Here is a 24,315-nt window from a genome sequence, read left to right on the forward strand (position 1 = left end):
GGCCTTCTTTGGTTACTTTCTTCGGCCAGGAAGAAAGTGACCCGCCTGCCGGGGCGGAATCCCGGCGCAGTGCAACGAAGAATCACCGGCAAAGGCAAGACAGTCCAAACGTCCGCTTCCAGCAACCACCAAAGACCGCAATGGGCCGCCAACCGTCACCCGCCACAGGTGGCGCGCAGCGCAAGGAACCCCGAGATGAGCGCCCTGCTGCATGACGCGCTGCGTGGCCTGCGACGCCGCCGCGGCCCGACCGCGGTGGCGGTGAGCGGGCTGATGCTGGCGCAGGCTGCCGGCCTGCTGGTCGCGCTGCTGGCGATCGCGCTGGCCGCGCCCGACCCGGCGATAAGCGACCCGCATCGGGTGGTGGTGCTGGACTTCAAGCGCAACCCGCCCGGGCCGGCCGGCCCGACTCAAGCGGCCGACGCCGACGCGGGCTGGCCGACCGCTTCGCCGGTCGCCTTCGCGCCGATGCTCAAGCAGCGCCAGCTGCCGCTGGACCTGATCAGCCGGGCGGTCCACGATGGTATCGACATCAACCACCGGGGCGGGCTGCAACCGGTGTACCTGCTGCTGGCCGATCCCGATCTGGTGGCCCTGCTGGGCCTGCGGGCGCTGCATGGCGACCTGCGCGCCACGCTGGCCCGGCGCGACGGCATTGCCATCTCGCCGACCGTCGTGCAACGGCTCTGGGGCGAGTTGCCGCTGGACCAGGCGCTGGGCCGGCGCATCGAGGCGCGCGGCAGCCTCTACACCGTCGGCGCGGTGATACCCAACAGCGACCCGCGCAGCCCGGTGGGCGCCAACACCATCATGGGCCCGATCGGCCAGGCCATGGCGATGGCGGGTTATGACTCGCAGGCCAATACCCGGCCCGAGCACGAGCGCAACGCGATCCACCAGGTCAACGGTCGTGTCCTGGCCCGGCTGCGCCCGGGCACCTCGCCCGACCAGGTCGGCGGCTGGATGCGCGAGGCCTTCATCCAGCATCCGCTGTACGCCCAGCTGCCGGCCGAGTGGGGAGCCGGCCGCGAGGCGGCCTTCTTCCGCGCCGTCACGCTGGACCGCTTGCCGTTCGAAGGTGCCGACCGTCAGCTGCGCTGGCGGCTGATCGGCGCGGTGGCCGCCGCCGCGGCCTTGCTGCTGCTGTTGGCCGCCTTCAATGCCATGAACCTGCAGGCGGCCGACCTGCTGCAGCGCCAGCGTGAAACCGCGCTGCGGCGCGCGCTGGGCGCCAACAGTGCGCAGCTGCTGCAACTGTGGGCGCTGGAGGCCTTACTGCCACTGCTGCTGAGCGCTGCCGGCGCCCTGCTGCTGGCCTGGTGGGTTGCGCCGGCGGTGGCGCAATGGATGGGCCTGCCGCCCAGCCAGCCGCTGGCCGACCCGATCCCGCTGCAGGCGCTGCTGGGCTTGAGCGCCAGCGTGGTGCTGCTGCTGCCGCTGACGCTGGCCGTGCCGGCCTGGCTGGCACTTCGAAACGCGCCGGCACCGGCACTGCAGGGCCGCACCGCCAGCGAAGGGCCGTGGGGCCGGCGGGTGCGCCAGGGCCTGCTGGCGCTGCAGCTCGGCGGCGCGCTGCTGCTGCTGTCGCTGGCCGGCGTGCTGGCGCTGCAGCAGCAGCACCTGCTGCATGCCGACCGCGGTTTCGACACCCGCAACCGGCTGTGGCTGGGTGTGCTGGTCAACCCCGACTTCGTGCCCAACATGGACGCTTTCGTCGCGGCGCTGGGGCAGCACCCGGCCATCCGCCACTGGGCCTTCAGCAATGCGCGGCCGGCGCGTGATACGGAGGGCCCGACCGAGCTGCATGTCAGCACGCTGCAGGGCCAGCAGCACAAGCAGTTGCTGCGCCTGACGACCGTCTCGCCCAGCTTCTTCGACACCTACGGCATGACCCTGCTGGCCGGCCGGCCGCAGACAGCCTTCAGCGAAGCGCGGCTGGTGATCGACGCCAAGGCCGCGCGGCAGCTGGGTTTTGCCAGCCCGCAGGCGGCGATCGGCGCGCTGCTGCGCGGCGGCGGCGATGCGCTGCAGGAAGGCAGCACGCTGCGCCGGGTGGTCGCGGTGGTGAAGGACGTGAAGCTGGAGTCGGCCCGCGATGCGGCGCTGCCGCAGGCCTTTCTGCTCAGCGATCAGCCGCAATGGGACCTGTCCGTCGAAGGGCCCGATCCGGTTGCGCTGCGCCAGGCGCTGGACACGCTGTGGAAAGCCCATGGCCCGGCACTGATGGTTCACCTGCAGACGGCCGATGAGCAGCGCGCCGAGGCCTACCAGCAGGAAGCGCAGCTGACCTGGACATTGGCCGCGGTGTCGCTGCTGGCCGTGGGCGTGGCAATGCTCGGCGCCTACGCGCTGGTGGCCGATACGCTGCGCCGGCGCCGTACCGAGCTGGTCCTGCGGCGGCTGCATGGCGCCGGCCACGGCGCCATCGTGCGCCGGGTGGCGGCCGAGTTCACGCTGCCGCTGCTGATCGCCGCCGCGGCCGGCCTGCCGGTGGCCGCGTGGCTGGGCGGCCTCTACCTGGCCGGCTTCGAAGACCGCGTGGACAGCGCCACCGGCCTGGCCCTGCCGCTGGCAGTGGCCAGCGCAGCGATGCTGCTGACCACCGCGCTGGCCGCGCTGCGCCATGTGCGCCAGGCACTGGCGCTGCAGCCCATCGAAGCGCTGCAGTGAGCGCGGCCGAGTGAAAGCCTTCCGCGTCAGCGACCGGCTGATCGGCCGCATGGGGCGCCTGCTTCGACAGCAGTTGGGCGCCCATCCCTACCTGGCCGGTTCGATCGTGCTGCATGGCGCGCTGGCGATTCTGCTGCTGTGCCTGCCGGGCTGGGGCGAAGCCCAACGCGCGAAGTCAGCGGCCACGACGCAGTCGCAGGCGACACAGCGCATCGCCCAGACGGAGCTGCGCGACCTGCAGCGGCGGGTGCGGCGCATCGATCAGATCCGGCGCCTGCTGGACCCCGCCGCCGCGCCGGCACCGGCGCTGCCTGACGAGCTGGCGCCAGGCCAGGCGGAAGCGTCGCCGGCGCTGCTGGCCGCGCGGGCCCAGGCGCTGGCCATGCAGGCGCAGGACTTGTCCGCGGCCATCGATGCGGCGCAGCGACGCCAGCGCGCGGCCGAGCTGGCCCGGCTCGCCGGCCTGCCGCTGGCCGAAGCGACCCGGCAAGTCGATGCCCAGGCCGGCGCGCCAAGGCCGCTGACAAGCGCGACACCGGCCGCCACCATCGCGCAACTGGAGCAGCATGCGCAGAAGAGCCTGACGGCGCGGCGCGCGCAACTGGCGGCCCGGCGCGATGGCGTGCCGGTGACACGCGCCGCGCCGGCGCCGGTGCAAGCCGTCACTGGGTCCACCGGTCAGACCGCCGCGGCCCCCGGCATCCCACGGTCGATGGCCGACCAGCTGGCCGCGATGGCCCGCCTCGGTCCGCCGCAGGGGCGCGTCGGCGTGCCCGGCGTGGCCGGCGGGAGGTCGGTCAATCCGCTGGGTGTCAAGGGCGTGGCCGGCGGCCGGGTCGCGCGCGCGAACGAGCCCGTTCCCGACGACCTGCGGCTGGACGCCCGCTTCGCCGAAGCGCCGCCGGTCACCGTGCCGGGCAGCAGCATCGACCTCACCGGCGACACCGGCGACACCCGCCATGGCGATGACAGCGGCACGCCCGAATTCGGCGCAGACCGCCAGCACACCCGCGTGCGCTACCTGCGGCCGCCGCCCATCGATGCCGCCACGCTGCGCACCGGCGCCGGCCGCACGATCGGCACCGGCGGCAACTTCGCGACCCGCGTCTACCTCGACAGCTGGTACGTGATCGGCCCCTTCGCCGGCCAGGGCGCACGCACGCTGCAGACGGTTTACCCGCCCGAGCAGGACGTCGACCTGGACGGCACCTACCGCGGCCTGGACGGGCGCACGTTGAACTGGCACTACGCCAGCCGCGGCTTCTACCCCTTCATTCCACCGGACCGCGCCGAGGGCGCGGTGTACTACGCCTATACCGAGTTGCGCATCGACGAGGACCGCGACGTGTGGCTGGCGATCGCCGCCGACGACGATTCGATGCTCTGGCTGGACGGCCGCCTGGTGTGGACCAGCGAGCGCCGCGACAAGACCTGGTACCACCCGCCCTTCTACCTGCGCGACGAGCAGCTGGCCAGCCTGGCGCTGGCTGAAGGCCATCGGCGCGTGCGCTTGAGCCGCGGGCTGCACCGCCTGCTCTTCAAGCTCTACAACGAGCGTGAGCACAGCTTCTTCTCGGTGGTGCTGGCGCCATGATTTCCTTGCCCGTCCCTTGCTGAGGTCCTCACCGTGCAGATCAACTTTCTTCACCAACTGGCCGCCGGCGGCACCGGCATCTGGGTGATCGCGGCGCTGTCGCTGCTGGCGATCGCGGTGGCGCTGGAGCGGCTGCACCGCTTTCGCCCGTCGGCGGTGGTGCCGCCGGCGCTGGTCGACCAGGCCGTGCCGCTGTGGCAGGCCGGCCGCTTCGACGAACTGGAAGCGCTGCTGCAGCGGCACGACAGCGTGCTGGCCCGCACCTTGCGCTTGCTGGCTGCGCAGCGCACGCGCTGGCCGGCCGACGCGTTGGCTGCACGCGCCAGCGAGTCGGCGTCGCGCGCATTGCGCGCGGAGCAGCAGCGGGCCTATCCGCTGGCGGTGGTGGCCACCGTGGCGCCCATCGTCGGCCTGCTGGGCACGGTGGTCGGCATGATCGAGGCCTTCCACGTCATCGCGTTCAGCGGCGGCCTGGGCGATGCCGCGCTGCTGGCCGGTGGCATCTCGAAGGCGCTGGTCAACACCGCGGCGGGCCTCAGCGTCGCGCTGCCGTCGCTGGCGCTGCACCACTTCTTTCGTCATCGGCTGGTGTTGTGCGGCCTGGCCATGGAAGAAGAACTCGAACGCCTGCTCGACGCCTGCGTGCGCCCGCCAGCCACGGGAGGCCGCTGATGCGCATTTCGATCGGCGAGGACGAAGCGCCCGAGATCGGACTGATCGCACTGATCGATTGCATCTTCTTCCTGCTGATGTTCTTCATGGTGGCCACGTCCTTCAAGCAGGAGGCCGACGGCAAGCCCGGAAAGGATCTGCCGATCACCTTGCCCCTGTCGGCGGTGTCGCTCGATGCGGCCACGGCCGCGCCCGAGATCCTTGCGATCGGCGTCGACGTCAAGGGCGGCGTGTACTGGGGCCGCGAACCGGTGAGCTCGGTGGTGCTGCGCGAGCGCCTGCATGCCGCGGCGCTGCGCAATCCAGGTCAGGCCGTGCGCATCGATGGCGACACCCGGGTGGCCTACCAGCAGATCGTGCACTTGCTGGACCTGTGCCAGTTCGAGGGTCTGACACGGATTTCACTGCGCACGCGGGACGGACACTGAGCGCGGTGGCCAGCGGCGCCGCCGCGCGGCTCATTCGTAGTGCCTGGGATCGCCGGAATCAGTGGGTGCGTTGATCACGCGCCGCAGCGCCGGGCTCATCGGCAGCTGCAGGTTCATGCCGTTCGGCGGGATCGGCGATTCGAACCAGCGGCGGTAGAGGATATCGATCTCCGCGCTGCGGAACAGACCGATGATGACCGCGTCGACGAGCGTTTTGAACGCCGGATCGTCCTTGCCCAGCGCAATCGCATAAGGCTCGACGGACAGCGTCTCGCTGGAGATGGTGAAGGCCTGGTGGTCGCTCACATCGGCCAGCAGGCTGTACAGCAGCACATCGTCCATCGCGAAGGCCGCGGCCCGATCGGTTTGCACCATGCGCAGCGATTCGGCGTCGTCCTTGCCGATGATGATGCGCATGCCCAGCGCGCGCTCGGCATTGATCGCGGTGAGACGCTGGATGCTGGTGGTGCCGACGGTGGACACCACCGTGCGGCCGCGCAAGTCATCCAGCGTGCGGATGCCCGCCGATTTTTTCGACAGCAGACGGCTGCGCGCGACGAAGGTGGTCACCGTGAACGATTCCAGCTTGCGCCGCTCCAGCGTATGGGTCGTGACGCCGCATTCCAGGTCCACCGTGCCGTTGGCCACCAGCGGGATGCGCGTCGCCGCCGTCACCGCCACCAGCTTGACCTTGAGCTCGGGCAGGGTCAGCGTCTGGCGCAGGCTGTCGACGACGCGCATGCACAAGTCCATCGAATAACCGATGGGCTTGAGCGTCGCGTCGAGGTAGGAGAACGGAATCGACCCGACGCGGTAGCCGATCACGATGACGCCGGTCTCGCGGATCTTCTTCAGCGTGTCTGTGGTCTGGGCGAAGGCGCCCTGCGTCACCGCCGTGAGCAGGCAGACCCCGATCAAACGCCCCACGCGCCGGACACGCCGCGCCGGCGCCGACGATGGACAAGTGCAGCGATCGATGGCAGCGCCCGGGAACATGATCGGCGAATGGTAATGACATTCGCCGGCGCCGCGCGCGCAGGCCACGTTCAGCGGATGAAGCTGCCGGGTTGCCGGTTGACGTGTCAGTGGGGCCTTGCTCCGCCTGGAGTGGCCCGACTGGCGTGACGTGCCGGACGGACCTGCAATGGCCGTTCACCCCCTGAGGACCGCAACATGCTCATTCGCATTGCATCGTTGACCCAGCGGATCTCTGAAAATGGCCAGGCGCTTCACCACGCGACGCTGAGCCGCAATCCGCAGGCGAAGGCGAAGGCGAAGGCGCAAGCTGCGCGCCGGCGATCGGTGATGCCCGGCCGGCGCCGTCAAGCCACGGTTTCCAGCGCGAGCTGCTCGGCGCCGTCGTCGCCGAGCGATCCGGCCTCGGCGCGCAATTGCGCCAGGGCCGGTGCGCCGAGTTGCTGCTCGAGGTGGTCGGCCAGCGCCCGCAGCGAACGGGCAATGAAGAGGCCCCATCCGGCGCGGCCGTCCGCGCGCCGGGCGGCATCATGCCAGCCGAGCAGGCGCCCGGCAGCCTCGGCGCGCCCTTCGCGGGCCGCCAGCCAGGCCAGGCTGACATGGGCCATCCACCGCGTGCCCACGCTGCGCAAGGTCGGCAAGGCCTCGGCGAGGGCGCTGCGCGTGCCGGCGCTGTCGCCACTTTCGGCCAGCATCGTCAACCACAGGGCGAACAACGCGGCATGCTGGCGCAGCCGTCCAGCGGCGCGGATGTCGGCCAGCAGCTGGCGTCCGAGCACCAGCGCGTCGTCCACCCGGCCCGACTCATGCTCGGCCAGCATCAGCCCCTGTGCCGCGATCCAGCCTTCGGCCACCGCGCCCAGGCGCCGGCAAATGGCCAGTTCGCCACGGCAGTAGGCGACGAAAGCGTCGCGGTTGCCGGCCATGCGTTGGTCGTAGCCCTGCACGGCGCGGCGAAAGCGGGTCAGCAGTTCAGGCCAGCCCGGCTGTTCGAGTGCCATCATCCGGGACAGCACCTGGCTGCGGTCGGTCTTGAGCTGCGCATTCACGCTCAACTGGTTGAAGACATGGAGCGCGAAGTAAGCGTGTGCCGGGTCGCCGGCCTGCTCGAACTCATCGGCCGCGCGCTGCGCCATGGCCGCGCCTTCGGCGGGCGGGTAGCTGTTGGCATAGGCCGCCAATGTCGCCAGCGCGAGGGCAAAGCCGCTTCGCAGCGCCGCATCGGCTGTCACTGCGGCCTGCGCCCGCACGGCTTCGCAGCCCGCGCGGCCCTCGGCCATCAAACCGGCGCGCGGCCACAGCATCCCGGAGTGCACGACCAGCGCCAAGGCATCGTCGGCTCGCGCTGACGCCTCATCGGCTCGCGCCAGTGCATCGTCGACACGCGCCGTGGCGGCGTCGCTGCCCGCCCACCGTTGGGCAGCCCGCAGGTTGTCGATCTCGGGCAGGTGGCGGGCCAGCCAGGGCAGCGCCGGTTCGTACAGCGCCTGGGCATCGGCGCGCTGCCAATAGGCACGCATCGCCTGCACATGCCGTGTGCGCAGGGCCGCGGTCTCGCCGGCCTGGGCCAGGCGTTCGAGCGCAAAGGCGCGCAGGCTTTCCAGCAGCGTGAAGCGCGGTGTCGGGCCGTCGCCGGTGGTCGCGGACAACAGCGACTTGTCGACCAGCGCCTGCACGGCATCGAGCACGCCCCAGGCGTCGAGCGTGTCGTCGGCGCACACGGCCTGCGCCAACTCGAGCGTGAAGCCGCCATGAAACACCCCCAGGCGGCGGAAGACGCGCTGCAGCCGCTCATCGAGCAGCCCATGGCTCCACTGCAAGGCATCGCGCAGCGTGCGGTGGCGCGGCGCAGCGCTTCGAGCGCCCTGGGTCAGCCACTGCAGCCGGGCACCGCCGTCGACGGCACCGAGCAGCAATTCAGCGATGCCATGCACGCCGAGCACCGGCACGCGGGCGGCGGCCAGCTCCAGCGCCAGCGGCAGCCCGTCGAGGGCCCGGCAGATGTCGGCCACCGCCTGCTGCTGCTGCGCGGCGAGGCCGAAGCCCGGCAGCCGGCCGGCGACACGCTCGACGAACAGGCGCACCGCGCCGCTGGCCATCAGCTTGGCCGCATCGTCGTCGTCGGCCGCTGCTGGTAGCGCCAAGGGGCCCAGACGCACGACCTGCTCGCCGGCAATGCGCAGCGGCTCCTGGCTGGTGACGACGATGCGCAAGTGCGGTGCCTGCGCCAGCAGCGTGGCTACCAGCGGCGCCAGCGCTTCCAGCAGGTGCTCGGCGTTGTCCAGCACCAGCAGCAGCGCCAGCGGCTGCAACGCGCGCGCCAAGGCCGCGCTGCCGTTCGCCGCGCCCGCGCCGAGCTGCAGCACCTGCGTCAGCGTGGCGCACACGGTGGCCGCGTTGCTGGTCTCGGCGGCCAGCGGCGCCAGCTCGGCGAACCACACGCCGTCCGGCCAGGCCGCACGCTGCGCGGCGGCCAGCGCCAAGGCCAGCCGGGTCTTGCCGATGCCGGACGGGCCAGCGATCGTCAGCAGGCGCTGCGTGGCCAGCACGGCGGCGAGCGAGCCGAGCTCGTCGTCGCGGCCGATGGTCGGCGGCAGCGCTGCGGGCAGGTTGCCCGGCAGCGGCGGTGCGGGTGGCGGTAGCGTTGGCGGCAGAGGCGGCGCCGGATCCGCGACCCCGCCGGTCTCGACGAGGCCGGCGAAGCGGTAGCCGCGCCGCGGCACGGTTTCGATCCAGCGCGGCTGCTTGGGGTCGTCATCGAGCGCAGCGCGCAACTCGCCGACCACCGACTTGATCACGCCCTCGGAGATGAAGCGCCGGCCCCAGACGGCATCGAGCAATTCGTCCTTGCTCACCAGTTGGTTCGGCCGGCGCGCCAGCACCTGCAGCAGCTCGAAGGCCTTCGGCCGCAGCGCCAGATCGCGCCCGTCGCGCGTGAGCCGGGCGGCGGCCAGGTCCAGCGTGAAGGGGCCGAAGTGCAGCAAGGGCGGCGCGGGGGGAGCCATGCGCCAAATGGTAATGGCCCGACGCTAGCGGCCCGACCGGGCCGCCGCTGCCCCCCGCACTGTGACCGAAACAACACCGTTCTGTGACGACGCCAGCGGCGCCGCTGGCCACACTGCCAAGCCACTGCCCCACACAGCCGGCCCCACACCCGCCCCCAGCGGCCCGACCCATCGATGAACGCTTTGACCGACCCCACCAGCGACCCCGCCAGCGACCGCGCCTTCGCCATCCAGCTGCTCGCCGCCGATCCACGCGATCCGGGCCGCCTGAGCGGGCGCATCGAGCATGTTCTCAGTGGCCGCTGCCACGACTTCGACGACGGGCGGGCCCTGCTGGCCTGCCTGGCCCTTGAACAGCGGCTGGTGGCGCAGCGCAGGAACACCCCATGAAGACCCAGGACATCGACCAGCCCCATGCCGACAAGCTCGTTCTCTACGTGGAAGACGAGCCGGTCAACGCGCTGCTGATGCGCCTGCTGTTTGAACACCGCCCTCAACTGCGGCTGGAGGTGGCCACCAGCGGGCAGCAGGCCTTGGCCCTGGCCAAGCAGGAACGGCCCGCGCTATTGCTGCTGGACCTGCGCCTGCCGGATTGTTTCGGCACTGAACTGCTGACACTGCTGCGTCGTGAGCCAGGCTGGCAGGACCTGCCGGCCGTGGCGGTGACGACGGAGCCCGGCTTCGAGGCCGCCGGCAGCGACTTCCTGGAGGTGTGGCCCAAGCCGATGAACCTGCAGCGCGCGCTGACACGCCTGGACGCACTGCTGGACCCGCGCTCGCACGGCGCCGTGACCTGTCCGTGCCAGCCCAGGCGCTGCCACGCCACCGCGCTCGTCGCCGGTGACTCGACCTGTCGAATCCGCCTCGACGAGTTCAGGGATCCAGGCTGATCTTCGCCGTGCGGATGTACGCGCCCCAACGCTCGAACTCGCCGTTGACGAACTGCTGGTAGGCGCTCGGGCCCATGCGGTCGTTCACCATCGCCATCTTCCTCATGACCTCGGTGACCTGCGCTTCGGCGATCGTTGCCGTGATGGCGGCGTTCAGCCGGTCGACGATGTCCGCGGGCGTGCCCGCTGGCGCGAGAAAGCCGAGCCAGGGGCCCATGTCGATCTCGATCCCCAACTCCTTGAGCAGCGGGACGTCGGCAAAGCCGGGCAGGCGTTCGCGGGCCGTGATGGCCAGGATCCGCAGGCTCCCTGCTTGCACGTAGGGGTCGGCGACCAGCACCGGGGCGATCGAACAGTTCACCTGATTGGCGAGCTGCGCCTGGATCAGCGGTGCGGTGCCGTTGTAGGGAATGTGCAGCAGGTTGATCTTGGTCTTCTGCTTCAGCGCCTCGACGACGATCTGCCCCGAGCTGCCCTGTCCCCATGAGCCGTAGCTCAGCGGCTCTTTCGCATCCTTGGCCATCTGCAGCAACTGCGCGAGCGTCGTGGCGGGATGCGATGCATGCACGACCACCGCGAGCGGCGTGAAGCCGATGGGTGCGATGGCGACGAAGTCCTTCCTCGCGTCGTAGGGCGGTGTCTTCAGCACGTGCGGCGCGATCGAATGGGAGTCCGCCGTGCCGTACACGATCGTGTAGCCATCGGCCGGGCTGCGAGCCGCCGCGACGCTGCCGATCGTGCCGATGGCGCCGGGCCGGTTCTCCACGATCAGGGGCTGCCCGAGACGCCGCGCCAGCGACGGCGTCATCGCACGAACCAGCGCGTCGCCGCCCCCGCCGGCCGTCCACGGGACGATGATCTTGATCGGCCGCGAGGGGTATGGCGCCGTCTGCGCCAACGCGGGCCGGAGCCCGCTGGCCGCGGCCGAGGCCGCGAGCCCGGCCAGAACGGCGCGGCGAGTCACGAAGCGCTTCATGTGGTCTCCTTGTCGAGTGGTGATCGATCGCCGTCAGAGGGCTCGGCTCGCCAGCCAACGGATCAGCAGGTCGGCGATCTCGTGGCTGTTGTCTTCGAGCATTAGCATGTGCCCGTTGCCCTGCAGGCCGACATCGGGCAACCAGATGAAATCCGCGTTCAAGTAGGCGGCGAGCGCCTGGTCGACGGCGCGGGGATGGCGGGGGTCGTGCTCGCCGGTGACGATCAGGATCGGCCTGCGCGCGACGACGGACGGCTGATGCAGTCGAAGCCCTTTGTCGCCGATGTTGAAGCGTTCGTTGAGCACGAGTGGACTCTCAGTGACCACCGTCGCGACATAGGCGTCCAGCGCCTGGCGCGGGAACCGTGGGCTGTTGGCCCAGAAGTCTTCGACGAAGGCCCGGTCCGCCCGCACCGGACGGTCCGGCGGCGAGTAGACAGGACAGCCGGCCTCGCGCTCGTGCCGCAGCGCCTGGACCCGCGTCGGATCATCCGGCAAGGCCCGCACCAGGTTCGCCGGCGCTCCGGGGGCGATGCCGATGACGGCGGCGACCCGGGCGGGGTGGTGCTCGGCGATCCACCACGCGATCGGTCCGGCGGCGGAGTGGGCGATGACGATCGCCGGGCCGACTGCTTCGACCACCGTCGCGAGGGCCGCCGCGGCGGCTTCGGTCGTGAGACCGACGATGTTCTCGACACCCGGCGAGCGGCCGTGCGCAGGCCAGTCGGGCACAAAGACCGCGTGCCCGCGAGCCGCGAACCGATCAGCCCAGCCGGCGCGGCCGTCCGGGGTTTGCAGGTAGGAGGCGCCCGTGTGGAAGCCGCCGTGGAGCATCACGACGGGCAGCAGGCCCCGGCCAGCGACCGCCGGCGCCAGATGCTCGACGTGGACAGGATGGGAAGAGGTGCCTGACAGGAAAGACGTGCGGGCCTCGCACGGATCCAACATCCAAGTGCCACCTGCCGGGGGGGACATGCTCTTTTCCATGCTGACTCGTGCGCTGCCTGGCTCCAATGTAGTTCCATATGGAACTACATAGGCCTGGTGCTTTCCCGCACGCTGGCGCGATGCGGGTGGCTTGGTAGCATCGCCCCGTGCACCGACGACTCTCGCGACGATGACGGCCCCTCGACAGCTCAGTGACATTCTGGAAGGCGTAGCGATCCCGTACGCCTACAAGCTCGGCTACATGATCAACTCGTACCGCGAGCCATCGTTTCGGGCGATCGAAGCGACACACGGCTTGACGAGGCCCGAGATACTGTCCCTGATCTTCCTGTGCTTCAGGGATGGCATCACCGCATCGGACATCTGCGACTTCTCCGGGCACCTGAAGAACAACATCAGCCGGGCGGTGACCGCGCTGGAGAAGAAGGGACTGATCCGCAGGGAAGTCGCCGAGGGCGACCAGCGCAAGCAGCTGATCTTCATTACCGCGCAAGGCCGCAAGATGCACGACCGGTTCATGCCCGCATTGGTCGAGCGCGAGACGGCGATGATGGCGTGCCTGTCGGCCGAAGAGCGCCGCGTGCTGCAGCGCTTGCTGCGCAAGCTGTGTGCGAACGTGCCGGCATGGCGCGGCACGGAGCATGTCTGATGGCCGTCCGGGCAGTTCGCGCAATAGGGACGCAAGCTAGGGCCGCAAGCTAGGGACGCAAGCGACCAGGCCGTGCAAGGCATCAGTCCAGGCTGATGCTCTTGCGCTGGACCAGCTCAGCGTAGATCTTCGCCTTCACAGCGGCCTGCCGCTCGATCTCCGCCGGCGACCAGGCAATGTTCTCGAAGGCGAAGGTGTCGAAGCGCGCCTTGATGTCGGGCTCGGCGAGCGCCTTCTGCACGTCGGCGTTGATCTTGTCGCGCACCGCTGCGGGAAGCCCGCGCGGCGTGGCCAGCACGACGAAGGAATTCACTTCCAGGGCGGCCGGGCCGCCGGCCTCGGCCACCGTTGGCACGTCGGGCATCTGCGGGATGCGCTTGGACGCTGCCACTGCGATATAGCGCAGCTTGCCAGCCTTGTAGGCCCCCTGGCTCGACGGAATGCTGCCGAAGCTCCATTTGACTTCGCCCGAGCCGACCGACATGTACAGCTGCGAGACCTCGCGGAACGGCACATGCTGCATGGTGACACCGCTCAACAGCTCGAGCTGCTCGGCGCCCAGGTGGCCCGGGCTGCCGACGCCCCAGGAGCCGAAGCTGACCTGTCCGGGCGCCGCCTTTGCCGCGCCGATCAGGTCGGACATGGACTTCCAGGTCGATTCGGCCGGCACCGCGACGAGGAAGGGCGTGCGGAACAGCGCCGCGACCGGCTCGAAGCTCGTCAGCGTGTCGAAGCGGCGTGCCTTGTACAGGTGTGGAAGGGCGGCGAGATGCTCGCTGTCGAGCTGCAGCAGCGTGTAGCCGTCGGGCGCGGCGCGCTTGACCGCTTCGATGGCGATGAAGCCACCGCCGCCCGGCTTGTTGTCGACCAGCACGCGCTGGTTCCATGTCTTGCCGAGCTTGTCGGCGACGAGTCGCAGCACGGCGTCCGGTCCGCTGCCCGGGGCGAACGCGGTGACCAGCGTCACCGGCTTGGCGGGAAACGGCTCGGCGGCCTGTGTCAAGGTGGCGGCGAAGGCGGTTGCTGCACTCAGCAAAAGTTTGGGAATCACGTTCATCGGTGTCTCCTGGGTGGGTGTGGGACTGCGCTTGAGGGCCTTATTCAGCTGCGCCGACGTGCAGCGTGATCTCGCCAACGCCGGCAATGTGGCCGTCGATGCGGTCTCCCGGCAGCACCGCGCCGACGCCTTCGGGCGTGCCGGTGAAGATCAGGTCGCCGGGCTGCAGGTGATAGAACTTCGACAGGTCGGCAATGAGCTCGGCGATGTTCCAGATCAGCATGTTGAGGTCGGACTTCTGGCGCGGCTGACCGTTGACGCTCATCGCCAGTTCGCCCTGGTCGAGCAGCACGCCCGGCATCGGCACGATCTCGGACACCACCGACGACTGCTCGACATCCTTGCCCAGGTCCCAGGGCCGGCCTTTGTCGCGCGCCGCGAGCTGCAGGTCGCGGCGCGTCATGTCCAGGCCGCAGGCATAACCGTAGATGTGCGCGGCCGCGTCGTTCTCCGCAACGCGGAAGCCGGGCGCGCCGATGACCACCACCAGCTCCATCTCGTGGTGGTAGTTCTGCGTCTCGGGCGGGTAGGCGACAGTGGCGCCGGACAGCACCAGCGTCGATGGCGCCTTGGTGAAGTAGAACGGCCGCTCGCTGGCCTTGTCGACCGGCTTGCCCATCTCGACGGCGTGCGCGTGGTAGTTGCGTCCGACGAAGAAGAGGCGATTGACGGCCAAGTGCTCGGGCCTGCCGCGCACCGGCAGCGAGTAGACGGGCGGTGGGTTCCAGAGGTAGGTGGGGGTGGACATCTCGATCTCCTTGAAGGGGTTCAGCCGCGGTTCTCGAACACGCCGAGCTTGCGGTGCAGCGGCGTCTCGTCGGCAATGAAGAGGAAGGCGGGGTGCTCGGGCGAGCGGTTGGCCAGCTGCACCGCCGTGTAGCCCGGCGCGCAGCAGGTGTCGGCCTCGGCGAGCGTGAACGACTGGTCTTCGACCGTCACGTCGACACTGCCGTCGATGAGGTGGAACACGCTCGCCGGAGACCGCATCGGCAGGCGCAGCGGCTGCCCGGGGCGCAGCATCAGCGCGTAGTAGCCCAAAATGTTCTGCGCGTCGCCGCCCGTCGCGGGGTTGACATAGCTGACCTGCACCGCCGCTGACTCCGGCTGCGCGGTTGCCAGTGTTTCGAGCGCAGCGCGGGTCTGCGCCCACGGATAGCGCAGCATCGGATAGCCCTTGTCGCTGCGCTCGAACAGCGGCGAGGGCACCACGCCGCCGATGGCATGGACAAGGTCGCCGCGGCCGGGCTGGACACTCTGACGCGGGCCGTCGACGTGGTAGGAGGCTTCCAGGTAGTGCACCAGCGGCAGGTCGAGCACATCGAGCCAGACCACCGGCCGCTCGCCATCGTGGCCATGTTCGTGCCACAGCCCGGTCGGCGTGAGGATCAGGTCGCCACGGCCCATCGGGCACTTCTGCCCGTCCACCGTGGTGTAGGCGCCTTCGCCCTCGACGATCATGCGCACCGCGTTCGGCGTGTGGCGGTGCGCCGGGGCCCATTCACCCGGCAGCAGCAACTGCATGCCCAGGTAGATCGCCGCGCTGGCCTGCATCTTCTCCAGGCCGTGGCCCGGGTTGGCGAGCACCAGCACGCGGCGTTCGGCCTTGTCGATCGGCGTCAGCTCGCCGGCCTTCAGCAGCAGCGGGCGCAGCGCTTCGTAGGACCAATGTGTGGCGCGGGTTTGCGGCTGCGGTTTGTCGGGCGGCAGCAGGGCGCGCAGGCTGGGCCACAGCGGCACCAGGTTCTGTGTCTTCAGCGCCGCGACGTAGTCGGCGGGCAGGTCTTCGATGCGTCCGAGTAGGTTCATCCGGTTTTCCTCAATTCAGGTGGCAAGGCTGTTGTCGACGCGCCAGCCGTAGAGCCACTCCATCGCGTCGTAGAAACGTTCGGGTGAGCGGCCGGTCCAGAGCCCGTTGCGCACCAGGCGCTCGACACCTTTGGCGTGAAAGATGCGGCCCATCTCGCGCGCCGAGAGCACAACGCGCGCCGTGCGCGTCACCCGCGAACGCTGGTAGTGCTCAAAGGCCTTGGCGATGTCGTTGTCGTGCACACGCAGCGCTTCGCCCAGCGTGACGGCGTCTTCCATCGCCATGCAGGCGCCCTGGGCCAGGTACTGCAGCGTCGGATGCGCCGCGTCGCCGAGCAGCGTGACGCGGCCGTGGTTCCATGACGCGATCGGCTCACGATCGGCGGTGGCCCAGCGCTTCCAGTCCTTGGGCAGGTCGATCAGCTGGCGTGCACGCGGGCAGATGCCTTCGAAGTAGCTCTGCACCTCTTCGCGGCTGCCTTCGCGCACGCTCCATTCTTCCGCCTCGCGGCTGTGGAAGGTGACGACCACGTTGTACTGCTCGCCGCCGCGCAGCGGGTAGTGCACCAGGTGGCAGTTCGGGCCGACCCAGATGCTCGCGGCGTTCCACTGCAGGTCGGTGGGGAAGTCGCGCTTGTCGACCACCGCGCGGTAGACCACATGGCCCGAGACGCGGGCCTCATCACCCACGTACTGCCGGCGCACGGCCGACTTGACGCCGTCGGCGGCGATCAGTGCGATGCCGCGGTGCCGATGGCCCCGCCCATCGAAGACCGTGACGCCGGTGTCGTCCTGTTCAACACGCTGCACCTGCGTCGACGTCGCGACCTCGATGCGATCGGTGGCCTGGGCGCCTTCGAGCAGCGACCCATGCACGTCGGCACGGTGAATCACCGCGTAGGGGTTGCCGAAGCGCTCGCGGAAGGCCGCGCCGGTGGGAATGCGACCGACCAGCGTCTCGTCGAGCGCGTCGTGCATCACCATCTCGTCGGTGTAGACCGCACGGGCGCGGGCGATCTCGCCGATGCCCAGCGCGTCGAATGCCGCGAAGCCATTCGGTCCGAGCTGGATGCCTGCGCCGATCTCGCCCAGCTGCGCCGCCTGCTCCAGCACTTTGACCGAGAAGCCGCGCCGCGCCAGGGCCAGTGCGGCGGCGATGCCGCCGATGCCACCGCCCGCCACCAGCACCTGGGACGCATCCCGGGAGGTTCCTGCCATGTCGTCTCCATCTGCCGTTTGATCTGCGTCAACTATCGGTGCCCGGTACTATTGCGTCCAGCTGCAATACTGAATACGTCGAATATGCTTTCGATATAGAAGTCCATGGCCAAACTCGATCTCGATTGGCTCGGCGTGTTCGTCGAGGTCTACAAGACACAGAGCGTGTCGCGCGCGGCGCAGCGGCTGGGCATCGCGCAGGCGAGTGCGAGCATTGCGCTGAACAAGCTGCGCCACCACTTCGACGACCGGCTGTTCAGCCGCACCTCGCAGGGCATGGAGCCCACGCCGCGGGCGCAGAGCATCTACCCCGAGCTTCAGGAGGCGTTGCTGCGCATCGAAAAGGCGCGTGGCCCGCGCGCTGGCTTCGCGCCGGGCGATGCACAGCGCGAGTTCCGAATCTGCATGACCGACATCAGCGAGATCGTGCTCTTGCCGACGCTGATCAACCATTTGCAGCGGACGGCGCCGGGGCTGGCGGTCGAAGCGGAAAAGATCTCGCCGGACAGCCGGCGCCGGCTGGAGTCAGGCGAGGTCGACCTGGCGGTCGGCTTCACGCCGGATCTGGAGGCGGGCTTCTACCAGCAGGCACTGTTTGCGCAGAACTTCGTCTGCCTGGCCTCGGCCGAGCACCCCCGCGTGCGCGCCAAACTCAGCCGGCGCGCGTTCTCGGCCGAAGGCCACATCGTCGTCAGCGCTTCCGGCACCGGGCACGCCATCGTCGACAAGGTGCTGGCCCGGCACAAGGTCGAGCGCCGCGTCGTGCTGCGTGTGCCGAGCTTCCTGGGTGTGGCACGCATCGTTGCGCAGACGGAGCTGCTGGTCATCGTTCCCCGCGTGCTCGGTAATACGCTGGCATCGCAAGAGCGTGTGCAACTGCTCGAGCCGCCCGTGCCGTTGCCGGCTTACAAGGTCAAGCAGCACTGGCATGAGCGCTTCAATGCCGATGCGGGCAATGTCTGGTTGCGCAGGACGATGGCCGACCTGTTCTCAGGCCATGGGCTGGATGCGTGAAGGGTCGACCGGCCGCACTGCGGCCGGGCCCTGCCCCTTGCCGCTTCACGCAGCGTGGGCCATTTCAGTCGTGTGCTCGCCTTCGAGCGCGTGCTCGACCATCTGGTGGCATGCGGCCGCGCACTTCATGCACGCGTCGGCGCAGCGCTGGCAGTGCTCGTGCTCGTGTTTCGAACACTCCTCGGCGCAAAGATCGCAGCTCTCTGCGCACAGACGGCAGATGGCCACGAGGGGCTCGCTGCCCCGCGCCACGGCAGCGGCGGTGAATCGGCAGATCTCTGCGCACTCGATGTCGAGCGCAATGCAGCGCGTCAATGCATTGACGTGCGGCTCCTGAAGACAGGCGGTCAGGCATTGGCTGCAGGCGGTGGCGCACGCATTGCAGGCTTCGAGACAGATGTCGCTGGGATGGTTTGGCATGGTGACCCCGATCGATGAGAGTGCAGCAGTGCAAGGCAATCCGCGTACCCGCGAGATCTGTCCGCGGCGACCGCCCGGATGACGGCGCCGCGATGTCGGGACTGTGGGTCGGCTCACGACGTTGCGCCGCCGGCGTCAGCCAAGCTGCCGATCCTGCGTAGGGCGGCCGGCCGATCGTGCGCCGAACGTGTTGTCAGGTATTGGTATTGCCCCATCTCCGCACCACTCCACAGGAGATGTCCATGGACACGAAGACATTGCTGACAGCTTCCGGCGCCGCACTGACGGCACTCATCGTCGGCTGCACGACAACGGCCAGCGTCACCACCGCCTCGACCCCGCGCGAGGCCGCCGGTCTGGCGCCTCTCTCCACCGAGAAGAAGCGCGAGATCGACGAGGGCTACCGCGGCACCCTGCAGCGGCTGTACGAAACCACGCCGGGCAGCCGCGAACTCGTGGGCAAGGCCGCTGGCGTGCTGGTGTTCCCGCGCGCGATATCGGCCGGGCTCGGCGTCGGCGGCGAATTCGGCACCGGCGAACTGCGCATGAACAACCGGATCGAGGGCTACTACCGCACGACCAGCGCTTCGATCGGATGGCAGGCCGGCGCGCAGTCGCGGGCACTGGTCTTCCTGTTCATGACGCCTGAGGCCTTGAACCGCTTCCGCGACAGCAAGGGCTGGTCGGTCGGCGCGGACGCCTCGGTGGCCCTGCTGAAGATCGGCGCGAACGGCGAGATCGACGCCAACTTCGCTCGTGCGCCCACCATCGCCTTCGTCATGACCAATGCCGGTCTGATGGCGAACCTGTCGCTGGAAGGGACGAAGGTCACGCGGATCGGCTAAGGCCTGGACGGCCGGCGTGCGCCGGCCGTCACTTGCGCCGCGGGCGCCGCAGCAGCAGGTCGGGCGCGGTCTGGCGGCCGGCGCGCAGTTCGCCGACCACATGGGCCAGCGATGCCGCGGCATTGCGCACTTCCTGCTGCAGTGCGTCGTCGCCGTCGAGCGCCTGGTGGCTGGTGGCGTAGGGTTGGTAGTACCCGATGAAGCGGTCGAGCCGGGCCTGTTCGCCCGCATCGATCAGGCCCATCCAGTCCAGCCAGTCGCACAGCGCACGGCGTGTCGCTTCGGTGCCACCGACGTCACCGTGCACGATCACGCCATAGGCGCGCCCCGCCAGGTGCTTGGGGTAGGGCCAGCCGGCCAGTTCCAGCGCCTTGGCGCGCGCCGGATCCTTGCCGCCGGTCGACGTGGGATCCGGGTTGCCGCCATCGGCGCAGACCAGCCGGTCGATCATCAGCTTCAGCACGCTGGGGACCTGGTACCAGTGCACCGGTGTGACGATCAGCACACCATGGGCGGCGACCCAGCGCTCGTAGATCTCGGCCATCCAGTCGCCGGCCTGGTTCATGGCGTGGTTCGGGTAGCAACTGCAGGGCCAATGGCACAGCGGCATGGCGGTCGAGACACAGCCCTTGCACGGGTGGATGCGGCGGCCGTAGTCCGACGTCATCTGGCTCAGGTCCAGCAGGTCGACCTCGAAGCCGTCCTGCTGCAGCGCCTGCTGCGCGATGCCGACCAGCCGGAAGGATTTCGAGTTCTCGCCGGGGCAGCTGCCATCGTTGCGCGGCGAGCCGCAGATCAGCAGCACACGCGAACCTGCCGCGGCGTCGTCGTGCCGTGCCTGTGCACCGGCCAGGGCTTCGTGCGTGGCCAGCCAGTCCACCGAGAGTTCGTAGTCCGGATCGGCAAAGCCCGGTCCGGCCCGCCGCGTCACCGGACTCTTGTTGCCCTGCTCATAGGCCCGCCATGCCACCGTCTCGACGCGGTCGAGTTCGCTGCGTGTCGCATTGAACGCCGGGTCGGCAAAGGCCTGGCGGAAGCGGCGGCCGAACTCATCCCGCTGCAGTGGGCCCGGCGCCTGGCCGGTACGAACGTCGTTTGCCATCGCCACCCTTTCGCTGCGATCCCGCAGACCGCTGGCAAACGGAGTGCCCGGGCGGCGGCGCTGCCGCGGCCCGTCCAGCAAGCGGGCCCGCGCCGCCAGCACACGCTCGCGTGTCAGTTTTGCCATGCCGGTGCACCGGACCGGAAAACGCGCCGATGTCGGCTGCCGCCGCCAGCGCGGCGCAAAATGGGACGCACGCCTCCTTCTTCTGTTGAATCCCCCCGCCCATGCAGTCCGCCAAAGCGTCCGATTTCAAGATCGACATCGCCGCTGATCTCCACAAGTGGCGCGCCTTCGTGGCCATCGGCGAACTGGGCAGCCTGACCCGCGCGGCACTCTTCCTCGACAGCAACCAGTCGCTGCTGAGCCGGCAGCTCAATGCGCTGGAACGTGAATGCGGCGCACGGCTGTTCAACCGCACGGGCCGCGGCGTCGAGTTGTCGGAGACCGGCACACGCCTGTTTCCGCAGGTCAAGGCCCTGCTGGCCGACGCCGAGCGACTGGAGAATCAGATCCGCGGCGAAGCACGCGAGCCCAGCGGTCGCGTGACGCTCGGCCTGCTGCCCTCCATTGCCTTGCCGCTGGTGGGCCGCCTGTTCGTCGAGACCCGCCGCCGCTGCCCCGCTGTCAGCCTGAAGGTGTTGGAAGGGTCAAGCGGCCAGGTGGAGGAGTGGCTGGCCGATGCGCGGGTGGACATCGCGATCCTCTATCGCTATGGGCCGAGCTTGCCGGAGATGGAGCATTCGCTGGCGGTCGTCGACAGCTACCTGATCGGGCCGCCGGGCGACAAGTCCACGGCCGCCCCCGAGGTCGCCTTCGACAGCCTGAACGACTTGCCCTTCATCCTGCCGAGCGCGCCGAACGGCTTGCGCACCGCGCTCGATGCCATCGCCCGGCAGCGGCGCATCACCCTCGCGCCGGTGATCGAGGCCGACTCGCTGCCGCTGCAGAAAGGGCTCGTCGCGACGGAGCGGCTCTACACGGTGCTGCCGATCCACGCCGTCTGGAGCGAGGTGGCGGACAAGCGCCTGCAAGCGGCAAGGATCTTCGACCCGCCGTTCCAGCGGACCATCTCGATGGCCCTGTCGAAGTCCAAGGGCCCTGCACGCGCCGTCTCGGCCGTGGCATCGCTGATCGTCGAGATCGTCGAGGACATGGCCCGTGCCGGCATGTGGCGACCGGCCGAGGCACCGTCACGCGATTCTGCATAGCAGGGATGCGTGCGGCGCCGTAGGTTCACGCAGCCTTCGCCGCTAAGCTGGGCTGTCGCACAGGAGAGAGCCCGATGGCGCGCATCACCCTTCCATCCCCCGACAGCATGAACCCGGACCAGCGGCGGGTCTACGACAAGATCGTGTCCGGCCGCCGCGGCAAGGTCCAGGGCCCCCTGCGCGCGGTGTTGCACAACGCCGAGCTGGCCAACCGCTGGCAGGCACTGGGCGAACTGCTGCGCTACAACACTTCGCTGAGCCCGCGCCAATCCGAGCTGGCCATCCTGGTCACCGGCCGGGCCTGTCGCGCGCCCTTCGAGTGGTATGCGCACCGGCTGGAGGCCGAGAAGGTCGGCATCGAGCCGCAGGTCATCGATGCGATCCTGGCCGAGACATGGCCCCCCGGGCTGTCCGACGACGACGCTGCCGTGCTGCGTTATGCCGGCGAGTTGAACCGCTTCAACTCCGTGTCCGACACGACTTACGCGGATGCCCTGGCACGCTTCGGCGAGCGCACGGTCGTGGAGCTCACCGCGCTGGTCGGCTACTACACGATGGTGGCCATGACCTTGAATGCGCATGAGATCCCGTTGCCGGAAGGCGTTGAGCCGGCCTTCCCGCTGCCGCAACGCGAGATGCCATGAGTCGGCCCATCAGCCCTGCCATGCGGGAAGGCTGGGACTGCCACGCGCACCTGTTCGGCCCGTACGAGCGGTTTCCGCTGGCGGCCGATCGCAGCTACACGCCGCCGGAAGCCACGGACGCGCAGTACCTGCAGCTGCTGTCTCGCCTGGGGCTGTCCCATGGTGTGCTGGTCCATCCCAGCGCGTATGGCGAAGACTTCAGCCTGCTCTTGCACACACTGTCGGCGCACGAGAACCTGCGTGGCGTGATCGTCGTGCGCGCTGAAATGCCTCTCAACCTGAGCGGCCTGCGCGACAAAGGCGTGCGCGCCGCACGCTTCAGTCATCGCAGCGGCGCCGGCGCCAACTTCGCCGGCAGCGCGTCGTTCGACGACCTGCTGGCACTGGCGCCGAAGCTCGCGGATGCCGGCCTGCACGCCGAGCTGTGGACGGATAACAAAGCCCTGGCCGACATCGCGCCGCGCCTGCGCGAATTGCCTATTCCCGTGGTGATCGACCACATGGGCGGCTTCGACGTGGCAGCCGGCATTGACGATCCCGGCTTTCGCGGCCTGCTGAGCCTGCTCGAAGACGGCCAAGCGTGGGTCAAGCTCTGCGCGTACCGCAACCTGCTCTCTGCCCCGGACTTCGAAGCCGGCCGGCCCTTCCACGAGGCGATGCTGCGCGCCAATCCGCATCGGCTGGTATGGGGCAGCGACTGGCCCCATCTGCGCGTGTCGCCAGCGCCCGATGCGGCGCAGCTGCTCGAGGTTTTCCAGCGCTGGACCGCGGACGATGCGCTGGTGTCGCAGATCCTGGTGAAGAACCCGGCGGCCCTGTACCGCTGAGACGCCGCTGAGCAGCCTTCGCTCAGCCCGCGGTGGGCTCAGTGTTCTGGAAGGACGGCCGGGTCTGCGTTTCGGCAAACCAGTCGGCAAGGCGGGGCGCGATGCCGCGCCAGCCGAAATCCGCGAAGCGATAGTCGAGGTAGCCCAGCGCGCAGCCGACAGTGATGTGGCCGATCGAGAACGGCGTCTCGGCGAGTGCCTGGGCTTCGTCGTCGAGCTGCTTCAGCGACGCGCGCATCTTCAGCGTGAAGGCGTCGATCAATGCCGCCAGCGGCACGTCGCGCTCGCGCTCGTTGCGCCAAAGGATTGCTGCGTCGAGCAAACCGTCGCCGAACGCATGCCAGCGCAGCGCCTGCCACTTGTCGGCGCCCTGTCTCGGGAACAGCGAACCCTGGCCAAGCTCATCGAGGTATTCGCAGATGACGGCCGAGTCGAACAGCGTGAAGCCGTCCTCCAGTACCAGGGTCGGGATCTTGGACAGCGGGTTGTCCTGCATCAGCCGCTGATTGGGCTTGAGCATCGCCGCGACCGACCGCACCAGCTCCAGGCGGTCGACCAGGCTCAGCTCGTGGGCACAGACCATCACCTTGCGCACGTATGGAGATTTCGGCGACCAATGCAGCTTCATCATCAGATGGCTCCGGCCGCGCGCAGCGCAGCAATGTCGGCCGCACCATAGCCGAGTTCCGCGAGGATGTCGTCGCTGTGCTGCCCGAGCAGCGGCGGCGCGGCCTGGGTCTGCAGCGGCGCATCGGCGAAGCGCATGGGGCTGGCCACCTGCGGCACGTCGACGCCACTGGGATGCGGCACCTGCTTCAGCATGCCGCGCGCCTGGACCTGCGGGTCCTGGAAGACGTCGGCAACCGTGTTGATGGGGCCGCAGGGCACACCGGCCGCATCCAGCGCTTCGATCAGGCGTTCGCGCTGCCACGTGCCGAACACCTCGCGCAGCAGGCCCGACAGCACGGCGATGTTGCGCACCCGCTGCGCGTTGGTGGCGAAGCGCGCGTCGCTCACCCACTCGGGGCGGCCGAACACCTCGCACAGCTTGTTGAACTGCCCGTCATTGCCGACGACCAGGATCACGTCGCCATCGGCGCAGGCGTAGACGTCCTGCGGCTGGATGTTGGGGTGGGCATTGCCGTTGCGCTGGGGCACTTTGCCGGAGACCAGGTAGTTCATCGCCTGGTTGGACAGCGTCGCGACCTGGACATCGAGCATGCCGATGTCGATGGTGTCGCCCTGGCCCGTCTCGTTGCGCCGGGCCAAGGCGGCCAGCACCGAGACCGCGGTGTACATGCCGGTCATCAGGTCGACGATCGGAATGCCCACCTTCTGCGGGCCGCCGCCGGGCCGGCCGTCCT

At 69.4% G+C, this 24,315-nt stretch carries 24 protein-coding genes; 12 read left to right on the forward strand and 12 right to left on the reverse strand.

Annotation, left to right across the window (positions count from 1 at the left end; all coding sequences use genetic code 11):
• Positions 1-195 precede the first annotated feature (195 nt).
• Genes VLK61_RS00715 through VLK61_RS00730 form a run of 4 tightly spaced genes read left to right on the forward strand, consistent with a single transcriptional unit; the run spans position 196 to position 5,364 of the window.
• A complete protein-coding gene (locus VLK61_RS00715; RefSeq protein WP_325417258.1) occupies positions 196-2,670 on the forward strand; it encodes an FtsX-like permease family protein in 2,475 nt (824 codons plus the stop codon).
• 10 nt (positions 2,671-2,680) lie between these two features.
• Positions 2,681-4,264, forward strand: a complete 1,584-nt coding sequence (locus VLK61_RS00720) for a hypothetical protein (RefSeq protein ID WP_325417260.1) — start codon at positions 2,681-2,683, stop codon at positions 4,262-4,264.
• A 33-nt stretch (positions 4,265-4,297) separates the two neighbouring features.
• A complete protein-coding gene (locus VLK61_RS00725) occupies positions 4,298-4,936 on the forward strand; it encodes a MotA/TolQ/ExbB proton channel family protein (RefSeq protein ID WP_325417262.1) in 639 nt (212 codons plus the stop codon).
• Positions 4,936-5,364: an ExbD/TolR family protein gene (locus VLK61_RS00730; protein ID WP_325417263.1), complete on the forward strand. Its 429-nt coding sequence runs from the start codon at positions 4,936-4,938 to the stop codon at positions 5,362-5,364. The genes VLK61_RS00725 and VLK61_RS00730 overlap by 1 nt, the downstream gene beginning before the upstream one ends.
• 30 nt (positions 5,365-5,394) lie before the next feature.
• On the opposite strand, the gene VLK61_RS00735 is transcribed toward VLK61_RS00730, so the two are convergent.
• Both VLK61_RS00735 and VLK61_RS00740 read right to left on the reverse strand, forming a co-directional pair.
• On the reverse strand, positions 5,395-6,291 hold the full coding sequence (locus VLK61_RS00735; RefSeq protein WP_325417265.1) for an amino acid ABC transporter substrate-binding protein: 897 nt from the start codon (positions 6,289-6,291) through the stop codon (positions 5,395-5,397).
• Between the two features lie 395 nt (positions 6,292-6,686).
• Entirely contained in the window at positions 6,687-9,344 is a 2,658-nt protein-coding gene (locus VLK61_RS00740; RefSeq protein WP_325417267.1) for an ATP-binding protein, read from the reverse strand.
• A 174-nt stretch (positions 9,345-9,518) separates the two neighbouring features.
• Here VLK61_RS00740 and VLK61_RS00745 point away from each other — a divergent pair, with 174 nt between their 5' ends.
• Both VLK61_RS00745 and VLK61_RS00750 read left to right on the forward strand, forming a co-directional pair.
• Positions 9,519-9,734, forward strand: a complete 216-nt coding sequence (locus tag VLK61_RS00745; RefSeq protein ID WP_325417269.1) for a hypothetical protein — start codon at positions 9,519-9,521, stop codon at positions 9,732-9,734.
• On the forward strand, positions 9,731-10,234 hold the full coding sequence (locus tag VLK61_RS00750) for a response regulator (protein WP_325417271.1): 504 nt from the start codon (positions 9,731-9,733) through the stop codon (positions 10,232-10,234). Before VLK61_RS00745 ends, VLK61_RS00750 begins: the two co-directional genes overlap by 4 nt.
• On the opposite strand, the gene VLK61_RS00755 is transcribed toward VLK61_RS00750, so the two are convergent.
• Together VLK61_RS00755 and VLK61_RS00760 are read right to left on the reverse strand one after the other, a co-directional pair.
• Positions 10,218-11,210 (reverse strand): Bug family tripartite tricarboxylate transporter substrate binding protein, encoded by a 993-nt coding sequence (locus tag VLK61_RS00755; RefSeq protein ID WP_325417273.1) that lies wholly within the window; start codon positions 11,208-11,210, stop codon positions 10,218-10,220. The two genes, VLK61_RS00750 and VLK61_RS00755, sit on opposite strands and share 17 nt — an antisense overlap.
• 33 nt (positions 11,211-11,243) lie before the next feature.
• Positions 11,244-12,197, reverse strand: coding sequence for an alpha/beta fold hydrolase (locus tag VLK61_RS00760; protein ID WP_325417275.1), 954 nt, complete (start codon positions 12,195-12,197; stop codon positions 11,244-11,246).
• 130 nt (positions 12,198-12,327) lie between these two features.
• Here VLK61_RS00760 and VLK61_RS00765 point away from each other — a divergent pair, with 130 nt between their 5' ends.
• A complete protein-coding gene (locus VLK61_RS00765; RefSeq protein ID WP_325417277.1) occupies positions 12,328-12,807 on the forward strand; it encodes a MarR family winged helix-turn-helix transcriptional regulator in 480 nt (159 codons plus the stop codon).
• An 82-nt stretch (positions 12,808-12,889) separates the two neighbouring features.
• Here VLK61_RS00765 and VLK61_RS00770 read toward each other — a convergent pair whose 3' ends face one another.
• From VLK61_RS00770 to VLK61_RS00785, 4 genes are read right to left on the reverse strand one after another with little or no spacing between them, the layout of a single operon-like run.
• A complete protein-coding gene (locus VLK61_RS00770; RefSeq protein ID WP_325417279.1) occupies positions 12,890-13,864 on the reverse strand; it encodes a tripartite tricarboxylate transporter substrate binding protein in 975 nt (324 codons plus the stop codon).
• 40 nt (positions 13,865-13,904) lie between these two features.
• A complete protein-coding gene (locus tag VLK61_RS00775) occupies positions 13,905-14,612 on the reverse strand; it encodes a fumarylacetoacetate hydrolase family protein (RefSeq protein WP_325417282.1) in 708 nt (235 codons plus the stop codon).
• Positions 14,613-14,632: 20 nt separating this feature from the next.
• Positions 14,633-15,670 carry a cupin domain-containing protein gene (locus VLK61_RS00780; RefSeq protein WP_325417284.1) on the reverse strand — a complete coding sequence of 346 codons (1,038 nt, stop codon included), beginning with the start codon at positions 15,668-15,670 and terminating at the stop codon, positions 14,633-14,635.
• A 15-nt stretch (positions 15,671-15,685) separates the two neighbouring features.
• A complete protein-coding gene (locus tag VLK61_RS00785; protein ID WP_325417287.1) occupies positions 15,686-16,888 on the reverse strand; it encodes a 3-hydroxybenzoate 6-monooxygenase in 1,203 nt (400 codons plus the stop codon).
• Between the two features lie 105 nt (positions 16,889-16,993).
• Here VLK61_RS00785 and VLK61_RS00790 point away from each other — a divergent pair, with 105 nt between their 5' ends.
• Entirely contained in the window at positions 16,994-17,902 is a 909-nt protein-coding gene (locus VLK61_RS00790; RefSeq protein WP_325417289.1) for a LysR family transcriptional regulator, read from the forward strand.
• A gap of 45 nt (positions 17,903-17,947) precedes the next feature.
• On the opposite strand, the gene VLK61_RS00795 is transcribed toward VLK61_RS00790, so the two are convergent.
• Complete coding sequence (locus tag VLK61_RS00795) at positions 17,948-18,322, reverse strand: four-helix bundle copper-binding protein (RefSeq protein ID WP_325417291.1); 375 nt, start codon at positions 18,320-18,322, stop codon at positions 17,948-17,950.
• Positions 18,323-18,564: 242 nt separating this feature from the next.
• On the opposite strand from VLK61_RS00795, the gene VLK61_RS00800 reads away from it, so the two are divergent.
• Positions 18,565-19,167, forward strand: a complete 603-nt coding sequence (locus VLK61_RS00800; RefSeq protein WP_325417293.1) for a BPSL1445 family SYLF domain-containing lipoprotein — start codon at positions 18,565-18,567, stop codon at positions 19,165-19,167.
• 28 nt (positions 19,168-19,195) lie between these two features.
• On the opposite strand, the gene VLK61_RS00805 is transcribed toward VLK61_RS00800, so the two are convergent.
• Positions 19,196-20,269 carry a flavodoxin family protein gene (locus VLK61_RS00805; protein ID WP_325417295.1) on the reverse strand — a complete coding sequence of 358 codons (1,074 nt, stop codon included), beginning with the start codon at positions 20,267-20,269 and terminating at the stop codon, positions 19,196-19,198.
• A gap of 227 nt (positions 20,270-20,496) precedes the next feature.
• Between VLK61_RS00805 and VLK61_RS00810 the strand changes: the two genes are divergently transcribed.
• The 3 genes from VLK61_RS00810 to VLK61_RS00820 all read left to right on the forward strand — a co-directional run bounded on the left by VLK61_RS00810 (position 20,497) and on the right by VLK61_RS00820 (position 22,951).
• Complete coding sequence (locus tag VLK61_RS00810) at positions 20,497-21,480, forward strand: LysR family transcriptional regulator (protein ID WP_325417297.1); 984 nt, start codon at positions 20,497-20,499, stop codon at positions 21,478-21,480.
• A gap of 74 nt (positions 21,481-21,554) precedes the next feature.
• Positions 21,555-22,124: a carboxymuconolactone decarboxylase family protein gene (locus VLK61_RS00815; RefSeq protein ID WP_325417299.1), complete on the forward strand. Its 570-nt coding sequence runs from the start codon at positions 21,555-21,557 to the stop codon at positions 22,122-22,124.
• A complete protein-coding gene (locus tag VLK61_RS00820) occupies positions 22,121-22,951 on the forward strand; it encodes an amidohydrolase family protein (RefSeq protein WP_325417300.1) in 831 nt (276 codons plus the stop codon). The genes VLK61_RS00815 and VLK61_RS00820 overlap by 4 nt, the downstream gene beginning before the upstream one ends.
• A gap of 22 nt (positions 22,952-22,973) precedes the next feature.
• Here the strand turns inward: VLK61_RS00820 and VLK61_RS00825 are convergent, their stop codons facing one another.
• Positions 22,974-23,582: a glutathione S-transferase family protein gene (locus VLK61_RS00825; RefSeq protein ID WP_325417302.1), complete on the reverse strand. Its 609-nt coding sequence runs from the start codon at positions 23,580-23,582 to the stop codon at positions 22,974-22,976.
• On the reverse strand, positions 23,582-24,315 hold a 734-nt coding region (locus VLK61_RS00830; protein WP_325417304.1), incomplete at its 5' end, for a CaiB/BaiF CoA transferase family protein. The genes VLK61_RS00830 and VLK61_RS00825, both read right to left, overlap by 1 nt.

This window comes from Aquabacterium sp. (assembly GCF_035476535.1).
GTDB lineage: Bacteria > Pseudomonadota > Gammaproteobacteria > Burkholderiales > Burkholderiaceae_C > Pseudaquabacterium.